Here is a 21838-nt window from a genome sequence, read left to right as displayed (position 1 = left end):
TCGGAGATTTTGCCCCCATGCCTTTCAAATCGCTCGATGAACTGCGCGCCGCCTGCCTCGGCCTGCCCATTGGCAGCGACGCCGCGGCCAATACCGTCGCCCGCCGCCAGGACACGCTGACCAAGCCGCAAGGCAGCCTTGGCCGGCTGGAGACAATAGTCGCCTGGCTGGCGCGCTGGCAGGGCCGCGACATGCCAAAGCTCGACCGTGTCAAGGTCTTCGTCTTCGCCGGCAATCACGGCGTCACCGCGCAAGGCGTGTCGGCCTTCCCGTCGGAGGTCACCGTGCAGATGGTGGCGAATTTCGCCGGCGGCGGCGCCGCCATCAACCAGCTTGCCCGCATCGCCGGCGCGGAGCTAGACGTCATCCCGCTTGATCTGGATCATCCGACCGGCGATATCACGCAAGAGGTGTCGATGGACGACGAGGCCTTCCTCGCCGCTGTCTCGGCCGGCTACGACGCGGTCAGCAAGGACCTCGACCTCGTCTGCTTCGGCGAAATGGGCATCGGCAACACCACGCCGGCGGCGGCCATCTCAACCGCGCTGTTCGGCGGCGGCGCCGAACGATGGACTGGGCGCGGCACCGGCGTCGACGATGCCGGCCTCGTGCGCAAGATCGTCGCCATCGAGGCCGGCCTGAAGCGCCACGCCCCGGCGCTGGCCGATCCGCTGAAGGTAGCGGCAGCCCTCGGCGGCCGCGAGCTCGCGGCGATCCTTGGTGCGACGCTGGCTGCGCGTCATCTCGGCGTGCCGGTATTGCTCGACGGCTTCGTCTGCACCGCCGCAGCGGCACCCTTGGCAGCGCTGCACCCTGCTGGCCTCGCCCACACGCTGGCAGCCCATGTCTCGGCCGAATCCGGCCACCGTCGTCTATTGGAGGCGCTCGGCCTGCCGCCCTTGCTCGACCTCGGCATGAGGCTCGGCGAAGGCTCCGGCGCCTGCCTCGCAGTCAACATCGTCCGCTCGGCACTCGAATGCCATGCCAGGATGGCAAGTTTTGCGGAGGCTGGTGTTTCGGAGAAGTGATCCAGTTCAACATCGGCCTATGAGCTTGATCCGCAAGAGGTTGCGGCTGGCATTCTGGGACCGCAGCATGGATCCTGGTTCGCAGATCACAGTGACCCGCTAGATTGCCATGAAGGTCAAGTTCAAGCCCGGCCTTGACAAGCCCGCCCATAACACAGCTGTGGCCGGCCGGGCCTGCACATTCTACGGCGCTCTATTGGACTTACTCACACGCTCGATGCCGACCAACGTGCATATTTCGTCAAGGCAGTGGTCCAAGTTCTGATGAATTTCCGTCCCTGTAAATCGTAAGACGGTCCATCCTTGGCCATACAACCAGCGGTCTCGTTTTGCATCGTGGGTACGCTGGTACTTGGTCTTATGATATTCATGTCCATCGAGTTCGATGGCTATGCGCTTGTCGGGGATCGCAAAATCCAAGCGATATTTCCCGACAGGATGCTGTGGATATATATGCAGGTCTAGAAAGGCGAGCTCGTAGAACATCCGCTCAAGGGGAGAATCGAAGATATTCGGAGAAAAGGCATGGCGAACGGACGGGTCGCGCGTCAGCATCTTCGAAATAATTTCTTCGCCCTCAAAGACCGGAAGGATCAATTCTCCTTCTGCAGAAGCCCTCCCCTCTGAGATATCCACCGCAGGTGTGATATGGCCGGGCGCCTTGGTGTACCACATATCTACGATCCGGCATCCGACGCATGGGCAGTGCGGTGTTGCCCGGCAACCCCGTGATATGACACGCCCGTCCACGGTCGGCGAAACATAAGAATGGGTAAAAGTGCCGTCCTCCTCACGTTTGATGATGACAACGGCATCTGGAAATCTGAAAATCTTGTCAAGCTTCTCTTTGTTAATCGTACCCTTGTAAGCCTTGTACTTGTGCTTAGGGCCGAAAAGAAAGGTTTCTCCTTCCTCTGTGAATGAATAAGCCATCAGATTTTCATCCAGAGCCTTCGATCCATCAAGCTCAAGGACCGAGAATTCGGCTTCGCCAATCAGCACTTTCGACGAGAACATCATGCAGCCGATGCAGCCGCAATTCGAGCCGGAACAGCTCTTGGTAAGGACAAAATCACCGAAAATTTCAGAAATTATCACGAAGATTCTTCGCGTCTCTTCCGTATAAACGATGGCATAGTGATCAGGTACCAAGCGTTTTCTTCTCAATGACTAGAAGACAGCAAGCTCGGAAATTGCCATCTGTCTTTCCGTACGTCTAGCCAAGAGAAAAAATTTACTGCTGCTTCGCAGCTGAGCATCAAACCGGCGCCTTATCGCCACAGGCCCGAGACGCGTCAACGCGTCTCGCATTCCAGGGTCTTTTCCACCAAATTTTTGAAATCTTTGGTGGGTGCGCACAGGATTGAACTGTGGACCCGCTGATTAAGAGTCAGCTGCTCTACCAACTGAGCTACGCACCCACTCGGCCGGTAAAACCGGCGTTGGCGGGCATATAGCCGCCGCCATCCGCCATGTCCAGCCCCGTGGGATTCATTTCCCGACAAATCGCCGAAGTGCCGAGGTCGTCAAACAAAAAGCCTGCCTTCAGCCACCTTCACCGCATGGCCGCCGATGCGGGCGGCGGCCAGTTTGCCGCCGTCGACATTCAGTTCGAGGCGAATGCGCGAAGGCCGGCCCATCTCCAGCCCCTGCTCGATCCACAGTTGTGAAACGCCGTCTGTCGGGCCGTCGAAATGCATGATCGCGCCGGCGAACGCGGCCGCCGCTGATCCGGTCGCCGGGTCTTCGTAGGACGGATTGCCGGGCACCATCATGCGGACGTGGAAGGCACTGTCATGGTGCACCGTCTCGCGGCAATAGACATAGGGGCTGGCGAAGGCCCATTCGCTCTTGCGTGGTGCCAACTCCGACCACGCCTGGTTGTCCAGCCTGATCCGGGCGGCCGCCTCCAGATTGGCGACGGGGATGGTCACGTAGGGCACTCCCGCCGACCAGAACGAAACGCGGTGGTTCTCGAAGCCGATCTCGTGCGGCCCAAGGCCAAGGGCCGCGCCGATCGCCTCGGGATCGGCCGACAATTCCAGCTGGGCCGGCAGTTTCGCCAAGTCGAACTCGGCAAAGGTCGAACCATCGTGCTTGCTGACAGCGCAGCGCACCGGGCCGATATTCTCCTCGAGCACGAAGATACCGGCGGCCTCTCCCGCCATTTCGGCGAGCGCTATCGCCGAGCCAACGGTCGGGTGGCCGGCGAACGGCATTTCATAGTCGGGCGTGAAGATACGGATGCGGGCCCGGTGCTTCGGGTTATCAGGCGGCAGCACGAAGACGGTTTCCGACAGGTTGAACTCGCGCGCCACCGCCTGCATCGCAGCAAGGTCCAGCCCGTTACAGTCGAGCACCACGGCCAGCGGATTGCCCGCCAGCCGGTTGGTGGTGAATACGTCGTAAAGTAAGTAATTCCGCGGCTGCATCTCAGTAAGTCCTCTGCCTCATTCCCAACATGGGCGAAATTTAATTTGAATTTTGAACCATAAGGCCTGATTTGTGCACTGATGGGAAATCACTGAACATAGGGGTCCGGCGTGGACCAGATTGTCAATCTGCCAAAGACGGAATCCGCTTCCGCCATCGAGACGGCGCTCGGGCTCGACCACCAGGGCCTGAAGACAAAACGCCGTCGCGGTTGGCTTTACGCGCTGCTTGCGCTACTCGCGGTGGCCGCGGGTGTCGTCGGCTACCCCTGGTATGCGGGCGCGCCAGCCAAGATCGAGTATACCACGACACTGGCCGCCATGGCCGACCTTACCGTCGCGGTTTCGGCTACCGGCACGCTGCAGCCCCTCACCCAGGTCGATATTTCCAGCGAACTCTCCGGCGTCGTCCGCTCGGTTTCGGTCAACGAGAACCAGCTGGTGAAGAAGGGCGATGTGCTGGCTGCGCTCGACACCGCAAAGTTGGAGGTGCAGATCGAGCGCGCCCAGGCCTCCGCCAAGGCAGCGACGGCGAGCGTCGAGGACGCCACTGTGACCCTGGCCGAAAACGAAAAGGCGCTGGTGCGCGCGGCACAACTGACCAAGCGCGGCATGGCGACGGACCAGTCGCTCGAAGCGGCAACCGCCACGCGCGACCGCTCGAAGGCGGCGCTCGATATTGCCAAAGCCAACCTCGCCATGGCCAGTGCCGATCTCAAGGCGCAGCAGACGGATCTTGCCAAGAGCACCATCTACGCTCCGATCGACGGCATCATACTGACGCGCTCGGTCGATCCAGGCCAGACGGTCGCCTCTTCGCTGCAGGCGCCGGTCCTGTTCGTCATCGCCGCCGATCTGAAGAACATGGAGTTGAAGGCGGCGGTCGACGAGGCCGATATCGGCGCCGTCAAACCCGGCCAGCATGCGCGCTTCACGGTCGATGCCTTCCCGGAACGGCCGTTCGACGCCGAAATCCGAGACATCTCCTATGCCTCGGTCACCACCGACGGCGTCGTCACTTACGATGCAAGGCTGGATGTCGACAACAGCGAACTTCTGTTGCGGCCCGGCATGACAGCCACCGTCTCGGTCGTCACCAAGCAGGCCAGGAACGTGCTCACCGTGCCGTCGATCGCCTTCCGCTACCGGCCGGCCCAGACGGCGGAGCGCGGCTGGAGCCTCACCGACCTGTTCACCGGCCGCATGGGACGCCCCGGCGGCAACCGCCGGCACCAGGCGGCGACGAAGCCCACCGACGGCTCGCGCACGCTCTACGCGCTGGAGAATGGGCGGCCGCATCCGGTCAACGTCAGGGTCGGCTCGACCGACGGCGAACTGACCGAGATCGTCTCCGGCCTGGAGGAAGGCGCACAAGTCATTACCGCCTCGCAGCAGCGGAGTTGATCGTGGCATCGGGCGCGATCACCCTCATAGGCTTCGACAAGGTGTGGAAAAGCTATGGCCGGGGCGAAGCCCAGGTACATGCGCTGGCCGGCGTCGATCTCGCCATCAGGCGCGGCGAATTCGTCGCCATCATGGGCCCGTCCGGTTCGGGCAAATCGACGGCGATGAACATCATTGGCTGCCTCGACACGCCGACCGCTGGGACTTACAGCTTCGAAGGCATCGACGCCGGCCGTCTCGACCGCAACCGCCGTGCTCAGCTGCGCAATCTCTATGTGGGCTTCGTCTTCCAGGGCTATAATCTCTTGCCGCGCACTACGGCGGCGGAGAATGTCGAACTGCCGCTGATCTACCGCGGCGTTGGCGCCCGCGAGCGTCGCGGCCTTGCTATGCAGGCACTTGCCGAGGTTGGCCTTGTTGGCCGCGAGCATCATACGCCAGCCGAGCTGTCCGGCGGCCAGCAGCAGCGCGTGGCGATCGCCCGCGCCATCGTCACCAAGCCGACGCTGCTCGTTGCCGACGAGCCGACCGGCAATCTCGATACCGCCCGCACGCACGAGATCATGGAGCTCCTGACGCAGCTGAACAGCGAGCTCGGCCTGACCATCGCCATGGTCACGCACGAAGCAGATGTTGCCGGCTATGCCCAGCGCACGATCCGTTTCCTCGATGGCCATGTCGCCTCGGATACAGCCAGTCTCGAGATGGCCTAGCCATGATCTGGGAAACCGTCCGCCTCTCGCTCCGCTCCATCCGCCGCAACGTGCTGCGCTCGTTCCTGACGCTGCTCGGCATCGTCATCGGCGTTGCCGCCGTCATCGCCATGCTGACCATCGGCTCGGGCACCACCGAAAAGGTCAAGTCCGATATTTCCAAGCTTGGTAGCAACCTGCTCGTCATTCGTTCCGGCCGTCCGGCGGGGCCTGGCGGACCTGGAGGGCTCGATCAGGTCGTCCGACCGCTGAGCGACAGAGATCTTGCAGCGCTTGTCGCGCACCTGGACGGCGCGCGCGCCATCTCACCGGCGTCGCAAAAGCAGGTGCGCGTCATTTTCGGCACCGGAAGCCTGACCTCGGGCGTTACCGGCACCGACAGCGCCTATCTCGAGGCTCGCGACTGGAAGCTGGTTTCGGGCCGCCCGTTCAGCGATTCGGAAACCCGCTCGGGGACCGGCGTCTGCCTCGTCGGCGAGACGGTGCGCCAGCAGTTCTTCGGCGCCGGTGACCCCGAAGGCGAGATCATCCGCGTCAACCGCACCTCCTGCAAGATCATCGGCTTGCTCGAACCGAAGGGCTATACCGGCTTCGGCCAGGACCAGGACAATGTCGTGCTGATGCCGCTCGCCGCCTATCAGCGTCGGATTGCCGGCAATCGCGACATCGAATCGGTCTATGTCGCCGCCGACGACCGTACGCCAACCACGGTGCTGCAGCAGCGCGTCGAGGACATCTTGCGCGACACACGCCGCATCACGCCCGACCGAGACGATGATTTCTCGATCCGCGACATGACCCAGATCGCCGATGCCATGGCCAGCGCCACCACCACCATGACTGGCATGCTCGGCGCCGTCGCCGGCGTCAGCCTGCTCGTCGGCGGCATCGGCATTATGAATATCATGCTGGTGTCGGTAACCGAGCGCACGCGCGAGATCGGCATCAGGCTCGCCATCGGCGCCCACGAAAAGCACATCCTCATCCAGTTCCTGGTCGAGGCGACGGTGCTGTCGCTGCTTGGCGGCATCATCGGCATCCTGATCGGCCTGGCATTGGCCGGCCTCGCCTCGCTGACGCTGACGATCCCGTTTGCGCCAAGCCCGGCGGTCATCCTGCTTGCGGTCGGCTTTTCCGCGCTGATCGGCATGGTGTTCGGCTTCTTCCCGGCGCTGCGCGGCGCACGGCTCAACCCCATCGACGCGCTGAGGCATGAATAGAGCGTTGCAGCAAATGTCGCCTTGCGACGCTGCCAATTTTATAAGCAACCTGCCCTTGTCGCAGCACAATCTGCAATGATAACAATGCTGTTGGGGACTAAGGGGGAACAATGGATGAGCAAGAGAGGGCGACTGGCTCTGGCGATGGTGATCGTCGAAGCCGCATGGGCAGGGCTTTGGTGGAATTTGATCCGTTATGGAATGGATAATCCCGATCGCGTCACAGCTGACTTCCAGCAGGTAATTGGGCAGACGATGGGAACGGCCATGGGGGCACTCCTGGGTCTCGGCGTGCTGCTGTATTTTGTCGCTGCCCGCAGCGACCGCAAGGCTATTGAAGGCAGGTCGCGACGTTAGAGTCGGAATCCTTGCGCGAAGTGCCATTCGATCAGCGGTCTCATATGCGGCATCAATCCGTCCGGCAGGTCGGCTGCATTGCGGATGATCACAGGACCTTCGATTTCAGGCTCTGACTCGGCCGCGACGAAAGCGCGGATCCGCTGTGCCAGGTCGTCGGCGGAGGCCGTCTCGCGGTAGCGGCGAAAGATCACCGTGCCGCTTGCCGTCGACAGGGCGTAGTGGCGCCTGCCGCGTGTCGCGCCTGATAGGTCGAGGCCGGTTTCCTCCCGTACCTCGCGGATCATGTTGAAGTCGACGTCGACAAGGCCGTCGCGGAAATCGGTTGGCTCGAACGAACCGGCGGCGAAGTAGATGCGGCCGGCATTGACCGTATGCGGCGCCATGCGGATCGCCACCAGCGCATTGTCGCCAGCGACCAGCATGGCGTGCGCGTAGGCATGTTCGGCGCCAGGCACCTGTCTATTGCTGCGCCAAAGCATGAAGGTCGAATACCGCACGGCATGGCAGCGGCCGACGAGGCGATTGTCGCGGTAGCTGAGTGCGGAAAGCAGCACCACAGTGCCGTCGAAAAGCGCCGGCTTCGATGCGGTCTCACGCCGCCAGTTCGCCGCGATCGCCTCGGCATTATCGCGCTCGAACGGATGCGGGCCAGGATCGAGCCTGACGTCGATGGCATCGACCGGCAGGATGACGTTGCGCGGCAGGTCGAAACTCACGCCTGTCTCACGCCATGTCGAGGCCAATTGCTACCGGGCAATGGTCGGATGCCTTCGGCCGGTCCCACCCGGCGCGTGGGAAGCGCTCGACCTCCTGGCCTGCCGGAAATATGGTGCGCCAAGGCTGCCCGTTACGGATGATATCGGGAACGGCGGTGGCGTTCTGCCTGGCTAGCGCCCTCGACAAAAGGATGTAGTCGAGTTGGCAGAGATGCCGCTCTTCCGGTCCGCGCGTGTGATAGAAAGTCCAACGGTCCATTTCCGGCCGCCGCTCGACCGCGTTTTCGCAAAAACCGCCGGCGGTGAGCACGTCGATGCAGGACCGGGTCTCGTCGATCACCTCGAAGCGATAGCCGTCGAAAACATCGCCAGTGATCTTCACGCGCTGCCGGTAGTCGTTCATGTCGCCGCAGATTGCCCAGCGCTTGTCGGCGGCATGGTCCTTGCCGAAGCGCTCCTCGATGATCCGGCGCACCGCCTGCGCCTCGGCGATGCGCAGCGGCATTGTCGCCTCGCGGCCGTCGAGGCCGTTACGGGGCGAGCCCATCGACTTGAAATGCACGAGATAGAGCGTCAACGGCGCGCCAGCCACGGTCAGATCGATTTCCAGGCAGTCGCGCCGGAAGATGCGCTCATTGGCCTGATGTCCAAGTGCTGCCAATTCCGCCGTGTGCAGCCCGAATTGCTCGAACGTGACATAGGCGTAGCTGGTCATGCGCACGAATTCGATCGGCTGGCCCTGCGCGGTCTCGTTGCGCATCATCACGGCGACGTCGATGCCGCGCGAATCATTGCCGGCGGTGGTGTATTTCTGCCGGTAGCCTTGCCCCACCATCTTGAACAGATAGCCATATTCGAAGGCCCTCAGCGCCTCGATATTGTCGACCTCCTGCATGCAGATGATGTCGGCGCGGGTGGCCGCGATCGCCAGCGCCGTCAACTGCCGCGTATCGTCGGACTGCGCGATGGCCCGCGCCTGCTCGAGCATCTTGTATTCGGCCTCGCTCTGGATGTCGAAAAGCGCCAGCGTGCGATCTTCGTTGAGCTGATTGCGGTATCCGGAATAGTCAAACCTGTTCATCAGGTTTTCGACGTTGAAAGTGGCAAGGCGCAGCGACATGGCTTTGACCTTTGCCCGCAAGCGCGCCCGAAAACAAGGGCGCAGAAATCAGGCGGCTCTGCTTGATCGCGCGCCCGCTATGGCTGACGGAACCTTTTTGTTCATCTTCCGTTCAGATGGAAAGTTCCATCAATAGGCCCTTCCCCGGGGTATTCTGGGCGTGGGGCCTGAATCTTCGGAGAGTGCGATGAAACCGCTCTTTTTATCTTCTGTCAGATCCGGGCTGATGGCCCTCGGTCTGATCTCCGGCCTCTCGGCCCCCTCGCTTGCCGGGCCAATGCCCAAACCCCTGCTGCCGGTGGCGGGCAACGCTGCCGACATCGTGCAAATTCGTGAAGATTGGGCAGGCGGCAATGACAGGCAGATCTGGCGTTGGCGCAATCGCGGCTTTCGGCAATGGCACGGCGGCGACGATTGGAGATGGCGGTCCCACAATTTCCGCGGCCGTCATTTTTCGAGACACTGGGATAATGGCGGCTGGGACGACAGCTGGCGCTGGCGCCACCATCGCCGCCATTACCGCGGCGGCTACTATGATGATGGTGCGGGTGCCGCGATTCTTGGCTTGGGCCTGGGGCTCGGCCTTGGCAGCCTGTACAACAGCTACAACTACTACGACGCGCCGCCACCGCGCCGCTATTATCGCGCAGGGCGGCTTTCCAGTGCACATGTCCAATGGTGTTACAATCGCTACCGGTCGTACCGCGCCTGGGACAATACCTTCCAGCCCTATTACGGGCCGCGCCAGCAATGCTACTCGCCCTATAGGTAAGCAGGCCGACAACAAGCATCGTTCGGCGCCGTGCTTCGCGGCGCCTTTTTCTTCCAGCCAGGAACCGCGAACATCTCCCAGTCCCGACTGCTGATAACGCTATTTTTATCAGGCAGGTCTAATAATCCTCCCGATCAGAACGCCCGAGACGCGAAAAATGGCTGGATTGCGTGCGATGGCCGAGGACGAACAGAGGGACAAACGCCGGCAGCGCGTCTTGAAGGGCGCAACGATCCTGACCGGCATGACCAATTCCGAGGTCACATGCACGCTGCGCAACATGCATGCCGGCGGCGCCGAATTGAAGGTCTCGATCGACGCGCGCGTGCCCGATGAGTTCCTGCTCTATGTTCCGACCGACGGCATCGCCTACAAGGCCGTGGTCCGCTGGCGCCGCGAGGACCGCATCGGCGTGATGTTCACCGGCACCGAACCAAAGCCCAGTTGGCACTACGGCTGATATCTACCGGCGCTATCCGGGTGGCAGGACTTGCAGTGTCTGCTCGTCAAACAGCGGCTCATCCTGGCCGACGCGAACGAATAGAAGCTTTCGCAGTTCGGGTGATTGCACCTCGAAATACTGAATGCCGTCCGGGGCTTCGCCCCATTCGCCGCAAGGCGGTTCGCCGACCTCGTCAGGGTTGGCGACGGTCTTCAATTCCTCACGATAGGCGGCATCGGGACTGAAAACATACCGGAGGATGCGCGCGGGCGTCGCCGCGTCGGTGTAAGGCGTGAGCACGCAACGTGTGCTGATGGCTTTCTCGGTCTTCTGCGTAAAAATGCGCTGCAACGCAGCATCGGCGGCCTCGCCCGGCAGCATATCGAAGACTTCGACGACGGGATCGGCCGAACCGCCATCGCTGTATTTGATGGCAAGAGCATTGCCGCCAAGCTCGAAATGAATCCGGCGAAAACCGAAATCGCAGCGCTGTACCCAGGCAGCCAGCCCGACATCCCTGTCCGCCAAGCGTTCCCAGCTGCATTTATCGATAGGTGGACGCGACGGCTTGCTTTGGTCGGCACCAGCCCCCGTGGCCATGGCCACAAGGAACGACAGGGTGCAGATACAGGCCGGCAGACTCTTGTTATTCATCGCTGCAACCCGTCAACGTAAAGGCATCCCAAGCCACGCCGTCGGGATTGGCTTTGGCGAAATCGGGCCATTCGATAAAAATCGCGCCGAAGTCAGGCAACAGCAACCCTGCCGGTGCCGGCGAGGCTTCGCGGGAACTCAGCTGCTCGGCACCGCCTGCATTGAACGCATAGACCTGCCCATCCCACACTCTGCACAGTCCGGTGCCGTCCTCGAGACCCGCCTCGCGATCGTCGTCGGTGCAGGTGTGCCGGATCGTACCCACAGGAAATGAGTACTTGCCATTGGTCCAGGTGATGTCCGACGGCAGACGAAGGTCGGTGTTGGGTACGATCAGCGAAAAGACCTCGGTCGTCAGCGCAGCCGGCTCGTTGTCTGTGGGCCGGAACTGTATCGTCGCTCCCGAGCGCGGCTCGCGATAGGTCGCATGGCTGAGCGAACATTCTGTTGCGTTCGCTGCTTGCGACAGGCTCAGCATGCCCAGAAAAATAGCTGCTGCTTTGCGGATGATCATTTAAGTCCCTGGAGCAGCATCATTGTGAAGTCTAAGCATCGATGCTTTAGCATGGCCGATGTCATGGTCGAAAGAAAGAATCGATGATCCGAAATCTCTTGATGCTCATTTCGATCTCAACATTTTCGTGCGGGAGCGCCTTTGCCACGGAACCCTATGTCGGCACATGGTCCCGGGACAGATCGAACTGCACCGCCGTTGCGGATGTTCAACGCCAGACTGTCTACACATTGTACCGCGATGCGCTGTCGGTCCCTGCTCTCGGCTGTGAACACGCAATGTTTCTCAAGACACCCACGGGTTGGGTGGCGCGGGCCAGCCAATGCTACGGATCCGACCCGTCGGCGGAAGAGCCGTTCTCCCGTGTCATCCATATTGTGGTCGACGGGGCGACGGTGAGATTGACATGGCCTGGCTTCGACAGCGGAGTTCTTGTCAGGTGCTGAAGACAAGTGCCCTTCCTCTGGATCTACAGCGTCGAGGACGGCAGCTTCAGCCTTAGATCACCCCCACAAGCAGCGCGGCTCCACCTATGAAGCCAACTGCGCAGACCCACAGAAGCCAAAGCCCACTCACCCTGCATTCGAGAACCGCGGCAGCCGGATTGGCGGGATCGTAGTGGACTTCGACCTTGTCGCCCTCGAGGTAGCGCCGTGATTGGCCGCTGACGAGGCTCGGCAGCGAAGCCGTCACGTTTGCGCCGAAAGCGATGCGATCGGCGGCGTAGCGCTGGCCGGCGACGCTATAGCTGTAGACGATGCGGGATTTGAAGACTGTTCGCCAGGGCCGATAGCCGCCTCCGGACCTGTCGCGGGTCTCAAATTTCTGCAAGCCCGAAGCATCGATGTGTCCTGCCGTGATGGGCCATTTCGCCGCCTGTTCCGCTAGTGACTTCTGGGCGAAGCCCATGCGCAGGACAAACAATCCCATGAACAGCAGCAGGGCCGCGGCGCCGAGGTTCTGCGGCTTGGGCAAAAACGGCCGGATCGCTTCCAGGGCGCCGCCGACGGAGAAGACCAATACCAGCGCGCCAACCACCAGCCCAGCCGAAAGCTGGACCATGAATTTGAAGGAACCTTCGGGCATGGTGCGTTCGATCACGGCCTTGGCTGGATCGGCCGGATTGTAGAAGACGGTTACGCCAGAGCCGTTTGGAAATTTCGCAAGGGTTTCCGCCACGGCAAAGTTTCCAAGGTTCTCCTGCACGCTGTAGTGCGAACTGCGAAATGTCTTGCCGTTCACCTTGTATTCGAAGGTGATCGCCGGGAAGTTGCGCATTTCGGTCGACCCTCTGCTGTCCGAACCGGATCCCGAACTGGTCACCTCGCGAGCCTCGACCCGCGACGAGACGATCTTTCCCAGCGTCGGAGACCAGCGGCTGACCGCCCTCACCTCCCACCACTTCAGGAACGTGACGAGGGAGAGCATGCCGGCAACCGCGCAGGCAAACCCGACCAACAGAAATTTGAGTTCCAAGTCTCAGCCCCCTTTGGCACTTCTGTGCCATGCCCCGCACAGGCATACCACGGTGATGAGGATAATGCGCCTGTCCACAAGCGTGGGAACCACACAATCTTTATGCGAAAAGGCCGGCGGATCGCTCCGCCGGCCTTTCTTGATCGGCAATGAAATTGCGATAGTTCTTGGCCTTGTCGACCAGCTTGTTTTTGGAAATCCCCCGCGCGCCCGCAGCGCGAAGCCTGAGGACGCGCAACGAAACGAATGTGGATTTCCTTCAGTTCTTGGCCTTGTCGACCAGCTTGTTTTGGAAATCCCCCGCGCGCCCGCAGCGCGAAGCCTGAGGACGCGCAACGAAACGAATGTGAATTTCCTTCAGTTCTTGGCCTTGTCGACCAGCTTGTTCTTGGAAATCCACGGCATCATCGCGCGCAGCTTGGCGCCGACTTCCTCGATCTGGTGGCTGTCATTGTTGCGGCGGATGCCCTTGAAGCGCGACATGCCGGCGCGGTATTCCTGCATCCATTCCGAGGTGAACTTGCCGGTCTGGATATCCTTCAGCACGCGCTTCATCTCGGCCTTGGTCTCGGCGGTGATGATGCGCGGGCCGGAGACGTATTCGCCCCATTCGGCGGTGTTCGAGATCGAGTAGTTCATGTTGGCGATGCCGCCTTCATAGATCAGGTCGACGATCAATTTGACCTCGTGCAGGCACTCGAAATAGGCCATTTCCGGCGCGTAGCCGGCTTCCACAAGTGTCTCGAAACCGGCGCGGATCAATTCGACCAGACCGCCGCACAGCACAACCTGCTCGCCGAACAGGTCGGTCTCGCACTCCTCGCGGAAATTGGTCTCGATAATGCCCGAGCGGCCGCCGCCAACGCCGCAGGCGTAGGAGAGCGCCAGGTCGAGCGCATTGCCCGAAGCGTCCTGGTTGACCGCGACCAGGCACGGCACGCCGCCGCCCTTCTGGTATTCGCCGCGCACCGTATGGCCGGGCCCCTTCGGCGCGATCATCACGACGTCGACCGAGGCTTTAGGCTCGATCAGGCCAAAATGAACGTTGAGGCCGTGGGCAAAGGCGATCGCTGCGCCATCGCGGATGTTCGGCGCGATCTCGGATTTGTAGATGTCGGCCTGCAGCTCGTCGGGCGTGGCCATCATCATCAGGTCGGCCCACTTGGCGGCATCGGCCACGCTCATCACCTTGAGCCCGTCGGCCTCGACCTTCTTGGCGGTCGCCGAGCCGGCCTTGAGGCCGATGGCGATGTCCTTGACGCCGGAATCCTTGAGGTTGAGCGCATGCGCCCTGCCCTGGCTGCCATAGCCGATGATGGCGAGCTTCTTGCCTTTGATCAGGTTGAGATCGGCATCGCGATCGTAATAGACACGCATTTTTCTTCCTTCCCGTTTTGAATTCAGAGGCCTTGCGGCCCGGTTTTTGCCCCGTAAAGAGCTAGAAACTGCTGCGTCGCCCGGACGGCATCGCCGCCGATCGCCGCATCAGTCAATTCCAGCCGGTCGCCAAGCAGCAGGCGGATCTGCACGTCACGGGCGACCAGCCCGAAAAAGGTGCGGAACGCCGTCTCAGCATCGGAAAACTCGAGGAAACCAGCTTCCTTGCCTGCCTCGAGCACCGGCTTAAGGCGCCTGGCCAGTGCGAAGCGGCCGTTCTCCAGCACGATGGCGCCGAGATCGTCTTTCCCCGAACTAGCCTGGCCGACCGCCACCCGGTTCAACGCGATCGAGGTGTCGCTCGAAATTACCTTGAGCCAGTCCGAAGCGAAGCGTTCGAGGCTCCCCGTCAGCGAAGCAAGGTCGAGCCCCTTGCGATCAACCGGCACTACCCGCACCTTGGACGCCTGCCATTGCACCGTTGCCGTCAACAGCCCGTCGCGATCGCCGAACCATTTGTAGAGCGTCTCCTTAGAGCAGCTCGCCCGCCGCGCCACCGCGGTCATGGTCAACTGATCGCCCTCTTCGACCAGCAGGCGAAGGGCAGCGTCGAGCACGGCTTTCTGCCGCTCCGTCAGCGTCTCGCTGGTGTCGACGTCGGTCACAGCGTGCAACACGGTCTTTCCTCAGGAGGCGAACTCGCCCGCAGTTCAGATAGGAGCTCGATAGCGTACCGTACGTTACGGTTCGGCTTTATGGCGTATTGCCCGACCCGGCGCAAGCCTTTATTTCTGTAGCTTGCTCCATGCGGGGCATCACGGGAGACAGGGATCATGCTCGCCGGATTGCTTGCCTTGACCGTTACCGCAGTGTTCGCAGGCGCGGCTATCTACGTCAGCGTAGCCGAACAGCCGGCGCGGCTTCGCCTCGAGGACAAAGCATTGCTGCAGGAATGGCAGCCTTCCTACAAGCGCGGCGCCGCCATGCAGGCCTCGATCGCCGTCATCGCCTGTATTCTAGGCCTCGTCGCTTGGTGGCTGACCAGCAATCTCGCTTATCTGGCCGGCGCCGTGCTGATCATCCTGCCTTGGCCATGGACGCTGCTGGTGATGATGCCCGCAAATAGGTTGCTGGAGGCGATGGACGCGAACACCATCAATGCTGAAGCTCGGACATTGATCGTCAAATGGGGCAATCTGCATATGGTCCGCGTCGGGCTTGGTGTTCTGGCGACATTGGCATTCCTGTTGGGCAGTGCCTGACCTCGCCAATCGGCGCGTCTTCGCCATGAAGGCGTGTCACTCCAGGGCGGGCGGAACTCGCAGGCGCCCAAGCAGAGCTGACAGCGCATCGAGCTCATCATTGGAAAGCCGGGAGCCGACCAACTCCGCGATCGAGCGGCCGTAGACAGCCCACATGCGGCGACGCGTCTCGCGCCCCTTGTCGGTGACACGGACGGTTTGCCCGCGGCCGTCATCGGCAACGGGAAGCTTCTCGACCAGCCCGTCGGCTTCCAGCCGCGCCAGCAGCCGGGAGATGTTGTACTGCGCAAACAGGGTGCGCTCGGTGAGTTGGAACGGCCGCAATCCACCCTCGCCCGCCTCGGCAAGCTCATGCAGGACGTCGTACCAGGCAAGCGGCGGCAGGCCACTGTCCTTCAGCGCGTCCTCGGCTCGTTCCAACAACTGGCGCGAAACCCGCATCAGGCGGGCCCAGGCTTTGATTGCTGGAGGTGTAGGAATCCCGGTCATGATTGCATCGTAGGGGATAGATGCAATTGCATCAAGCTTGACGATCGATGCAAATGCATCTATATAGATGCAGTCGCATCAATCATGAGAGGCAAATTCCGATGAAGTATGAAATCTGCAGGATCGCCGGCGTTCCGGAAACAGGCAGCCTGATCGCTCCGTTCTTCGGCCGCGAGGTCCATGTCTACCGCAGCGGCGAGCGTATCCGCGCTGCCGCCAACGTCTGCCTGCATTTCGGTGGCCCGCTCGACTGCAAGGACGGCAAGCTCGTCTGCCAGTGGCACGGCGCCTCGTTCGACATGGCTAACGGTGATCGCCTCGAAGGCCCGGCGCCGAAGGGCTCCCGCCTGATGTTCCTCTCCACCCGCGTCGAGGACGGCGCCTTGAACTATGTCTGGGGAGAGTGAGATGACCGGTAAGCTCATCCTCGTCAGCCACCATCTTTGTCCCTATGTGCAGCGCGCGGCGATTTCACTTCGCGAAAAGGGCGTGCCGTTCGAACGCATCACGGTCGATCTCGCCAACAAGCCTGCCTGGTTCAAGGCGATATCACCGCTCGGCAAGGTGCCGCTGCTTCGCGTTCAGCATGACGGCCAGGAAACGGTGATCTTCGAATCGGCGGTCATCCTCGAATTCCTCGAGGAGACCAAGCCAAATCCACTGCATCCCACCGACCCCTATGTCCGTGCCCGGCATCGCGGCTGGATCGAGTTCGGCTCGGCAATCCTCAATGCCGTCGCCCGCTTCTATTCAGCGCCTACGGAAGCCGCGCTGCTCGCTGAAAGCGAGACGCTATCGGGAATGTTCGATCGCCTGGAAGTGGAACGGGCGAATGGCGCGGCTGGGCCATGCTTCGACGGCGAGCGCTTTTCACTGGTCGACGCGGTCTACGGCCCGATTTTCCGCTATTTCGACGTCTTCGACCGGATCGGCGATTTCGGCATCCTGGACGGAAAGCCGCATGTCCAGGTATGGCGCGAGGCGTTGCGCATACGCCCATCCGTGAAGGGCGCGGTCGCTCCCGATTATCCGCAACGCCTCCATGCATTCTTGCAGGCTAAGGGTTCGCACCTTTCGGAAATCATCCGCCAAGGCGATCCGGCCATAGCGCTTCCGCAAGCCCTATCGGCTTGAATGGATTGATCACCGTTCCTGTAACCATGGAAGCAAGAAACTGCGGCGCCGGCGGGACTTTTGCCAGCGTCGCCACCAGCCTGTCGCGGACGAACGGCATCACAATCGAATCCGACTGATAAAACGGCGTCAGCACCAGCGACAGCGCCTGGAAGACCCGCACATGCCATCGCCGCGTCCGGACATAGGCCTCCAGTGCAGTGTCGACACGGTCCGTTCCCATGAGTGCGTAGTTGAGCGCGGCTGCATCGAGCAGCGCCATGTTCGCGCCCTGGCCGAGCTGCGGGCTGGTTGAATGGGCCGCATCGCCGATGACAGCCAATAGCCGTCCGGCTGGCGTCTTCATCGTGTGATGGCCATAGCGCGCCAGCGACAGCTGCTCGAAACTGTCGATCTGGTCGATGAAGGCCGCGCATTCAGGCCACAGCCCGACCAATCTCGCCATCCATGCCTCGAGACCTGCCCCCCAGACGTACTCGGCATCCGCCGGCTTGAGGCTCCAGAAGAATGCCGCCATCTTCTGGGCATCCGGCTCGGGCCGGCCGATTGGCAGCACGCCGATCATCACGCTTGCGCTGTCGTAGCGCTGCAGCAGCGCGTGCTCGTCGAAACCCTCGCCGCGCCAGCCAAGCGATGCCCAGAAAGCGCCATAGGCGAGCGATCGCGGTTCGCCCGGATTGTTCACGCACCGCCGCAGTTTGGAGCGTGAACCGCTGGCGTCCACTACCAGGTCGAACGACCCCATCCGTTCGTCCGTTGCCGCAGATCAACGTTGCCCGTTCGCCGGTTTCCAGCGTCTCAAGCTCGATACCTGTCTCGATGTGGACCGCTTGGCGCCGGGCGGCGCGGAAAAGCACGCCGAACAGAGCCGCGCGATGTACCGCCAGCCCGAAACGGCCGCCACGCCGAGCATCGTAGCGGACGTCGAGCACTGTGCGGCCGGTCTTGGCATCTGCACCATGCAGGCGGTCTATGCGGCAGCCCAGCGCCAGAATGTCTTCGAGCAGGCCGGGATCGGCAAGCACCGTCAGCCCGGTCGGCTGCAGGATCAGCCCGGACCCGACCGGTTTTGGCTGGTCGAAGCGCTCGAAGATCGTGACCCTGTGTCCGGCGCGCTCGAGATAGAGCGCGGTGGCAAGTCCAGCCGGCCCGGCGCCGGCAATCGCGATATCCAGAGAATTGCCCATCTGCCCGCCCCAACCCAGGCCGGACAATCCTTCAGCGCTGTCGCTAAATCAAGGCGCCGTCTCGGCCTGGAGGCTCAGCCTTCGGCAGCATCGAAAACCTTCCGCGCCTCGCGTACAGCGCCGTGATTGAGCTCGGCCCATTGGATCAGCTGATGCAAGGGTCCAAACATCGAGCGCCCGAGATCGGTGAGGCTATATTCGACGCTGGGCGGCTTGGTCGGGAAGACCTGGCGATGTACATACCCGTCGCGCTGCAGATCGTGCAACGTCTGGGTGAGCATGCGCTGTGAAATATCGGGCACGAGGCGCCGCAACTCGCCGAAGCGGTACGGCTTCTCGGCCAAGGCCTCCATCAGCAGCGAACTCCATTTATTGCTGATCCCCTGGATCACGTCGCGAACCGGGCAATCCGCAAGGTTTCCGCCCCCGCTGCCTGCTTTGTATATCTCGAGCTTCGATCTCAGATTGACGATCTTGCCGTCCATGGCTGGTTCCCTGAGTGTGCCTACCTCCCGCAAAACTGCCTTCTTTACGAGGATGGGTCAATTCCTATTTTAGTGCTGGTCTCTTTTTGAGACTAACATATGCACCCGCCGCTCCGGCGCAACGTCAGGACCTTTCATGACCGACACCCTTCTTGTCACCGGCGCCTCCGGCCAGCTTGGCCGCGGCGTCATCAATCATCTGCTTGACACGCTCAAGATCTCCCCTCAGCGCATCATCGCCGCCACCCGCAATCCGGAAAATCTGGCCGATCTGGCAGCGCGCGGCGTCACTATTAGGGCGGCCGACTTCGACGACACCGCATCGTTGGCCAGTGCATTTACCGGCGCCGACAGAGTTCTGATCATTTCGACAAACGAGCTTGCCCTTCCGGGCAAGCGCCTGAAGCAACATGAGACCGCGGTCGCCGCCGCAAAAAGCGCCGGCGTTTCGCATCTGCTCTACACATCGATGCCCAATCCGGAGCCAGGATCGCCGGTGCTGTTTGCGCCCGATCACCACGGCACCGAGCAGGCGATCAAGGCGAGCGGCATTCCCTACACCATCTTCCGCAACGGCTGGTACCAGGAGAACCTGTTCATGGCGCTGCCGCACGCCATCGCCTCGGGGCAGTGGTACACATCCGCCGGAGACGGCCGTATTGCCCATGGCGCGCGCGACGATATGGCCGCGGCAATCGCCGCCGGTCTCGCATCGGGGGCAACCGAAAGCACGACATACACGCTGACCGGTCCGCAGGCCTATACGGTCGCTGAAATCGCGGCCCTCGTCACCGAAGTTACCGGCAAGCCAATCGAGGTCGTCCAGCTTTCGGACGAAGCGCTGACCGGGGGATTGAAGGCAGCTGGCGTCCCCGAAGGTTTCGCCCCGGTCATCGTTTCCTTCGACACCAATACCCGCTCCGGCCGCATCAGCATGGTGACGGACGCGATCGAGACGCTGTCTGGCAGGAGACCGCGGCCGCTGAAGCAATTTCTTGAAGCAAACAAGGCGGCTCTGGTAAGCTAAGCCTGACAAATGGTCGTGCCCTTCGAAGGGCACGACCATTTGTTCAGATAGCCACCTGCGTCCCGATCTCGACGACGCGTCCGGTCGGGATCTGGAAATATTCCGTTGCATCGGCCGCCGAGCGCGCCAGCCCGATGAACAGCTTGTCCTGCCAGACCGGCATGCCGGAATTGGGCGAGGCCTTGAGCGAGCGCCGCGACAGGAAGAAGGAGGTCGTCATGATGTCGAACTTCCAGCCCTGCTTGCGGCAGATCGCCAGCGCACGCGGGATGTTGGGCTGCTCCATGTAGCCGAAGGTCAGCGTCACCCGCATGAACAGCTCGTTGACGGTCTCCATCTTCACCCGCTCGCTGTCGGGCACGACCGGCTGCGGCGCCGTCACAACCGAAAGGATGACGTTCTGCTCATGCAGCACCTTGTAGTGCTTGAGGCTGTGCATCAGTGCCGTCGGCGCGCTCAGCGGATCGCTGGTCAGGAACACCGCGGTGCCCGACACCAGATGCGGCTTCTTCTTCAGCAGATTGCCGGCGAGGAAATCGAGCGGGATCTCGTTCCGGCGGGTCTTGTCGAACAAATAGCGGCTACCGCGGATCCATGTCCACATAGTCATCACGATAACTGCGGCGATGGCAAGCGATGCCCAGCCACCTTCAAACACCTTGACTATGTTGGCGGCAAAGAAGCCGGTATCGACGAAGGCGAACACGGCCATCAAGGCGATCGCGACGCCAAGCGGCCATTTCCAGATGCGCGTCATCACAACAAAAAGCAGCACATTCGTCACCAGCATGTTGCCGGTCACCGAAATACCGTAGGCCGAGGCCAGGCGGCTGGATTCGCCGAAGCCGACCACCAGCAACATCACGACCAGCGCCAGCATCAGGTTGATGCGCGGCAGATAGATCTGGCCCGACTGTTTTTCCGACGTGTGCTGGATGACGAAACGCGGCAGCATGTTGAGCTGCACCGCCTGCCTGGTCAGCGAGAAAGCGCCGGAGATCACCGCCTGGCTTGCGATGACGGTCGCAGCGGTGGCGAGAACGACCATCGGAATAAGCGTCCAGCCTTCGTTCATCTCGAAGAAGGGATGACCGACCACTCCGTTTTTCGCCAGCACGAATGCGCCTTGTCCGAAATAGTTGAGGAGCAAACAAGGGAACACGATGGCCAGCCAGGCGAGCACGATGGGCCTACGGCCGAAGTGGCCGAGATCGGCATAAAGCGCCTCGGCGCCGGTGACGGCGAGGAAGATGGCGCCGATCGTCACGAAGGCGACGTCTGGTGAATTGATCAGGAACGCGACGATGTAATGCGGGCTGACTGCCAGCAGGATTTCCGGATCGGCGATGATGTGGTTGAGACCGGAAAGGCCGATGGCCAGGAACCAGACTGCCGTGATCGGGCCGAAGATCAGGGCGACGCCGCCGGTTCCAAACCGCTGTGCCGAAAACAGAATCGCCAGGATGACCAGCGTCAGCGGCACCACATAGGGCTGGAAGGTCGGCGTGACGACGTTCATGCCTTCGACCGCCGACAGCACCGAGATCGCCGGCGTGATGACTGCGTCACCAAAAAAAAGCGAGGCACCGACGATGCCGATGCCGAGGATCACCGCCGAGCGGGTCGGGAAACTGTTGCGCGCCAGCGCCATCAGCGACAGCACACCGCCCTCGCCGCGATTGTCGGCCCTGAGCACGAACATGATATATTTGATGGTGACGATGATCGTCAGCGACCAGATGATCAGCGACAACACGCCGAGGATGTCGCCACGGTTGGCGACTTCGCCCCCCGACGATGCCACCAAGGCCTCGCGGAAAGCATAGATCGGGCTGGTGCCGATATCGCCGTAAACCACGCCGAGTGCGCCCAGCATCAGCACCTTGGTGCTGTGCTGCTCGACCTCAGAATGGCTCGATTGTTCGACCGGTTCTGCCTCGTTACCAGTACTGGTAAGGGCCATAGACAACACTCCGATAAGCGCGCGGTGCTCTACGCTTGCTGCGCTGCAATATCAAGTGCCGTC

At 61.7% G+C, this 21838-nt stretch carries 24 protein-coding genes, 1 tRNA gene and 1 pseudogene; 12 read left to right on the top strand and 14 right to left on the bottom strand.

Annotated features, from left to right (window positions below; all coding sequences use genetic code 11):
* Positions 1 to 17: 17 nt before the first annotated feature.
* Entirely contained in the window at positions 18 to 1028 is a 1011-nt protein-coding gene (gene cobT / locus NKH50_RS00990; RefSeq protein WP_352821521.1) for a nicotinate-nucleotide--dimethylbenzimidazole phosphoribosyltransferase, read from the top strand.
* Between the two features lie 183 nt (positions 1029 to 1211).
* Here the strand turns inward: cobT and NKH50_RS00985 are convergent, their stop codons facing one another.
* The 3 genes from NKH50_RS00985 to NKH50_RS00975 form a co-directional block, all read right to left on the bottom strand.
* Positions 1212 to 2195, bottom strand: coding sequence for an endonuclease domain-containing protein (locus tag NKH50_RS00985; protein WP_352876077.1), 984 nt, complete (start codon positions 2193 to 2195; stop codon positions 1212 to 1214).
* 178 nt (positions 2196 to 2373) lie between these two features.
* A tRNA-Lys gene (locus NKH50_RS00980) sits at positions 2374 to 2449 on the bottom strand.
* Between the two features lie 105 nt (positions 2450 to 2554).
* Positions 2555 to 3460, bottom strand: a complete 906-nt coding sequence (locus NKH50_RS00975) for a PhzF family phenazine biosynthesis protein (RefSeq protein WP_254820692.1) — start codon at positions 3458 to 3460, stop codon at positions 2555 to 2557.
* Positions 3461 to 3571: 111 nt separating this feature from the next.
* Between NKH50_RS00975 and NKH50_RS00970 the strand changes: the two genes are divergently transcribed.
* From NKH50_RS00970 to NKH50_RS00955, 4 genes are all read left to right on the top strand, one after another.
* Positions 3572 to 4864 (top strand): efflux RND transporter periplasmic adaptor subunit, encoded by a 1293-nt coding sequence (locus NKH50_RS00970; RefSeq protein WP_352876075.1) that lies wholly within the window; start codon positions 3572 to 3574, stop codon positions 4862 to 4864.
* 2 nt (positions 4865 to 4866) lie between these two features.
* A complete protein-coding gene (locus NKH50_RS00965; protein WP_352876073.1) occupies positions 4867 to 5577 on the top strand; it encodes an ABC transporter ATP-binding protein in 711 nt (236 codons plus the stop codon).
* 2 nt (positions 5578 to 5579) lie between these two features.
* Positions 5580 to 6797 (top strand): ABC transporter permease, encoded by a 1218-nt coding sequence (locus NKH50_RS00960; protein WP_352876070.1) that lies wholly within the window; start codon positions 5580 to 5582, stop codon positions 6795 to 6797.
* A gap of 114 nt (positions 6798 to 6911) precedes the next feature.
* Entirely contained in the window at positions 6912 to 7154 is a 243-nt protein-coding gene (locus NKH50_RS00955) for a hypothetical protein (protein ID WP_352876067.1), read from the top strand.
* On the opposite strand, the gene NKH50_RS00950 is transcribed toward NKH50_RS00955, so the two are convergent.
* Positions 7151 to 7873: a hypothetical protein gene (locus tag NKH50_RS00950; RefSeq protein ID WP_352644589.1), complete on the bottom strand. Its 723-nt coding sequence runs from the start codon at positions 7871 to 7873 to the stop codon at positions 7151 to 7153. The two genes, NKH50_RS00955 and NKH50_RS00950, sit on opposite strands and share 4 nt — an antisense overlap.
* 7 nt (positions 7874 to 7880) lie before the next feature.
* The gene (locus NKH50_RS00945) at positions 7881 to 8993 is read right to left on the bottom strand and encodes an endonuclease/exonuclease/phosphatase family protein (protein ID WP_352876064.1); all 1113 of its coding nucleotides are present in this window, start codon (positions 8991 to 8993) and stop codon (positions 7881 to 7883) included.
* On the opposite strand from NKH50_RS00945, the gene NKH50_RS00940 reads away from it, so the two are divergent.
* From NKH50_RS00940 to NKH50_RS00930, 3 genes are all read left to right on the top strand, one after another.
* Positions 8992 to 9129: a hypothetical protein gene (locus NKH50_RS00940; RefSeq protein WP_352876061.1), complete on the top strand. Its 138-nt coding sequence runs from the start codon at positions 8992 to 8994 to the stop codon at positions 9127 to 9129. The genes NKH50_RS00945 and NKH50_RS00940 overlap by 2 nt on opposite strands.
* Positions 9130 to 9180: 51 nt before the next feature.
* Positions 9181 to 9765, top strand: coding sequence for a BA14K family protein (locus tag NKH50_RS00935; RefSeq protein ID WP_352876058.1), 585 nt, complete (start codon positions 9181 to 9183; stop codon positions 9763 to 9765).
* A gap of 175 nt (positions 9766 to 9940) precedes the next feature.
* The gene (locus NKH50_RS00930; RefSeq protein ID WP_352509657.1) at positions 9941 to 10225 is read left to right on the top strand and encodes a PilZ domain-containing protein; all 285 of its coding nucleotides are present in this window, start codon (positions 9941 to 9943) and stop codon (positions 10223 to 10225) included.
* 12 nt (positions 10226 to 10237) lie between these two features.
* On the opposite strand, the gene NKH50_RS00925 is transcribed toward NKH50_RS00930, so the two are convergent.
* From NKH50_RS00925 to NKH50_RS00905, 5 genes are all read right to left on the bottom strand, one after another.
* Entirely contained in the window at positions 10238 to 10735 is a 498-nt protein-coding gene (locus tag NKH50_RS00925) for a hypothetical protein (RefSeq protein WP_352509637.1), read from the bottom strand.
* 118 nt (positions 10736 to 10853) lie between these two features.
* Positions 10854 to 11375, bottom strand: a complete 522-nt coding sequence (locus NKH50_RS00920) for a hypothetical protein (protein WP_352738750.1) — start codon at positions 11373 to 11375, stop codon at positions 10854 to 10856.
* A gap of 498 nt (positions 11376 to 11873) precedes the next feature.
* Positions 11874 to 12851 carry a DUF3592 domain-containing protein gene (locus NKH50_RS00915; RefSeq protein WP_352738753.1) on the bottom strand — a complete coding sequence of 326 codons (978 nt, stop codon included), beginning with the start codon at positions 12849 to 12851 and terminating at the stop codon, positions 11874 to 11876.
* A gap of 357 nt (positions 12852 to 13208) precedes the next feature.
* Positions 13209 to 14228: a ketol-acid reductoisomerase gene (gene ilvC, locus NKH50_RS00910; RefSeq protein ID WP_352876054.1), complete on the bottom strand. Its 1020-nt coding sequence runs from the start codon at positions 14226 to 14228 to the stop codon at positions 13209 to 13211.
* Positions 14229 to 14251: 23 nt separating this feature from the next.
* Positions 14252 to 14905 carry a TetR/AcrR family transcriptional regulator gene (locus NKH50_RS00905; RefSeq protein WP_352876051.1) on the bottom strand — a complete coding sequence of 218 codons (654 nt, stop codon included), beginning with the start codon at positions 14903 to 14905 and terminating at the stop codon, positions 14252 to 14254.
* A gap of 156 nt (positions 14906 to 15061) precedes the next feature.
* Between NKH50_RS00905 and NKH50_RS00900 the strand changes: the two genes are divergently transcribed.
* Positions 15062 to 15490, top strand: a complete 429-nt coding sequence (locus NKH50_RS00900) for an anthrone oxygenase family protein (protein WP_352477519.1) — start codon at positions 15062 to 15064, stop codon at positions 15488 to 15490.
* Between the two features lie 36 nt (positions 15491 to 15526).
* Here NKH50_RS00900 and NKH50_RS00895 read toward each other — a convergent pair whose 3' ends face one another.
* Positions 15527 to 15979 (bottom strand): MarR family winged helix-turn-helix transcriptional regulator, encoded by a 453-nt coding sequence (locus tag NKH50_RS00895; RefSeq protein ID WP_352509627.1) that lies wholly within the window; start codon positions 15977 to 15979, stop codon positions 15527 to 15529.
* 101 nt (positions 15980 to 16080) lie between these two features.
* On the opposite strand from NKH50_RS00895, the gene NKH50_RS00890 reads away from it, so the two are divergent.
* Positions 16081 to 16386 (top strand): Rieske (2Fe-2S) protein, encoded by a 306-nt coding sequence (locus tag NKH50_RS00890; protein ID WP_352876047.1) that lies wholly within the window; start codon positions 16081 to 16083, stop codon positions 16384 to 16386.
* Between the two features lies 1 nt (position 16387).
* A complete protein-coding gene (locus NKH50_RS00885) occupies positions 16388 to 17113 on the top strand; it encodes a glutathione S-transferase family protein (RefSeq protein ID WP_352876044.1) in 726 nt (241 codons plus the stop codon).
* Here NKH50_RS00885 and NKH50_RS00880 read toward each other — a convergent pair.
* Both NKH50_RS00880 and NKH50_RS00875 read right to left on the bottom strand, forming a co-directional pair.
* A pseudogene (locus NKH50_RS00880) lies at positions 17061 to 18300 on the bottom strand (FAD-dependent oxidoreductase). The gene NKH50_RS00885 and the pseudogene NKH50_RS00880 overlap by 53 nt on opposite strands.
* 74 nt (positions 18301 to 18374) lie before the next feature.
* Positions 18375 to 18785 (bottom strand): winged helix-turn-helix transcriptional regulator, encoded by a 411-nt coding sequence (locus NKH50_RS00875; RefSeq protein WP_352466906.1) that lies wholly within the window; start codon positions 18783 to 18785, stop codon positions 18375 to 18377.
* Between the two features lie 136 nt (positions 18786 to 18921).
* On the opposite strand from NKH50_RS00875, the gene NKH50_RS00870 reads away from it, so the two are divergent.
* A complete protein-coding gene (locus NKH50_RS00870; protein WP_352509621.1) occupies positions 18922 to 19812 on the top strand; it encodes an SDR family oxidoreductase in 891 nt (296 codons plus the stop codon).
* 43 nt (positions 19813 to 19855) lie between these two features.
* Here NKH50_RS00870 and NKH50_RS00865 read toward each other — a convergent pair whose 3' ends face one another.
* Complete coding sequence (locus NKH50_RS00865) at positions 19856 to 21775, bottom strand: potassium transporter Kup (RefSeq protein ID WP_352876041.1); 1920 nt, start codon at positions 21773 to 21775, stop codon at positions 19856 to 19858.
* Positions 21776 to 21838: the final 63 nt, after the last annotated feature.

Origin of the sequence: Mesorhizobium sp. M1027 (assembly GCF_040318745.1) — a bacterium.
Classification (GTDB): Bacteria; Pseudomonadota; Alphaproteobacteria; order Rhizobiales; family Rhizobiaceae; genus Mesorhizobium.
Note: the sequence above shows the minus strand (reverse complement) of the source record. Positions and strands in the feature narration are given on the sequence as shown.

Coding starts and splice junctions, on each gene's coding strand:
- NKH50_RS00935 (WP_352876058.1), top strand. CDS start 9,181: ATGAAACCGCTCTTTTTATCTTCTGTCAGATCCGGGCTGATGGCCCTC.
- NKH50_RS00885 (WP_352876044.1), top strand. CDS start 16,388: ATGACCGGTAAGCTCATCCTCGTCAGCCACCATCTTTGTCCCTATGTG.
- NKH50_RS00955 (WP_352876067.1), top strand. CDS start 6,912: ATGAGCAAGAGAGGGCGACTGGCTCTGGCGATGGTGATCGTCGAAGCC.
- NKH50_RS00895 (WP_352509627.1), bottom strand. CDS start 15,979: ATGACCGGGATTCCTACACCTCCAGCAATCAAAGCCTGGGCCCGCCTG.
- NKH50_RS00875 (WP_352466906.1), bottom strand. CDS start 18,785: ATGGACGGCAAGATCGTCAATCTGAGATCGAAGCTCGAGATATACAAA.
- NKH50_RS00945 (WP_352876064.1), bottom strand. CDS start 8,993: ATGTCGCTGCGCCTTGCCACTTTCAACGTCGAAAACCTGATGAACAGG.
- NKH50_RS00890 (WP_352876047.1), top strand. CDS start 16,081: ATGAAGTATGAAATCTGCAGGATCGCCGGCGTTCCGGAAACAGGCAGC.
- NKH50_RS00900 (WP_352477519.1), top strand. CDS start 15,062: ATGCTCGCCGGATTGCTTGCCTTGACCGTTACCGCAGTGTTCGCAGGC.
- NKH50_RS00920 (WP_352738750.1), bottom strand. CDS start 11,375: ATGATCATCCGCAAAGCAGCAGCTATTTTTCTGGGCATGCTGAGCCTG.
- NKH50_RS00975 (WP_254820692.1), bottom strand. CDS start 3,460: ATGCAGCCGCGGAATTACTTACTTTACGACGTATTCACCACCAACCGG.
- NKH50_RS00960 (WP_352876070.1), top strand. CDS start 5,580: ATGATCTGGGAAACCGTCCGCCTCTCGCTCCGCTCCATCCGCCGCAAC.
- NKH50_RS00930 (WP_352509657.1), top strand. CDS start 9,941: ATGGCCGAGGACGAACAGAGGGACAAACGCCGGCAGCGCGTCTTGAAG.
- NKH50_RS00870 (WP_352509621.1), top strand. CDS start 18,922: ATGACCGACACCCTTCTTGTCACCGGCGCCTCCGGCCAGCTTGGCCGC.
- NKH50_RS00865 (WP_352876041.1), bottom strand. CDS start 21,775: ATGGCCCTTACCAGTACTGGTAACGAGGCAGAACCGGTCGAACAATCG.
- ilvC (WP_352876054.1), bottom strand. CDS start 14,228: ATGCGTGTCTATTACGATCGCGATGCCGATCTCAACCTGATCAAAGGC.
- cobT (WP_352821521.1), top strand. CDS start 18: ATGCCTTTCAAATCGCTCGATGAACTGCGCGCCGCCTGCCTCGGCCTG.
- NKH50_RS00940 (WP_352876061.1), top strand. CDS start 8,992: ATGGCTTTGACCTTTGCCCGCAAGCGCGCCCGAAAACAAGGGCGCAGA.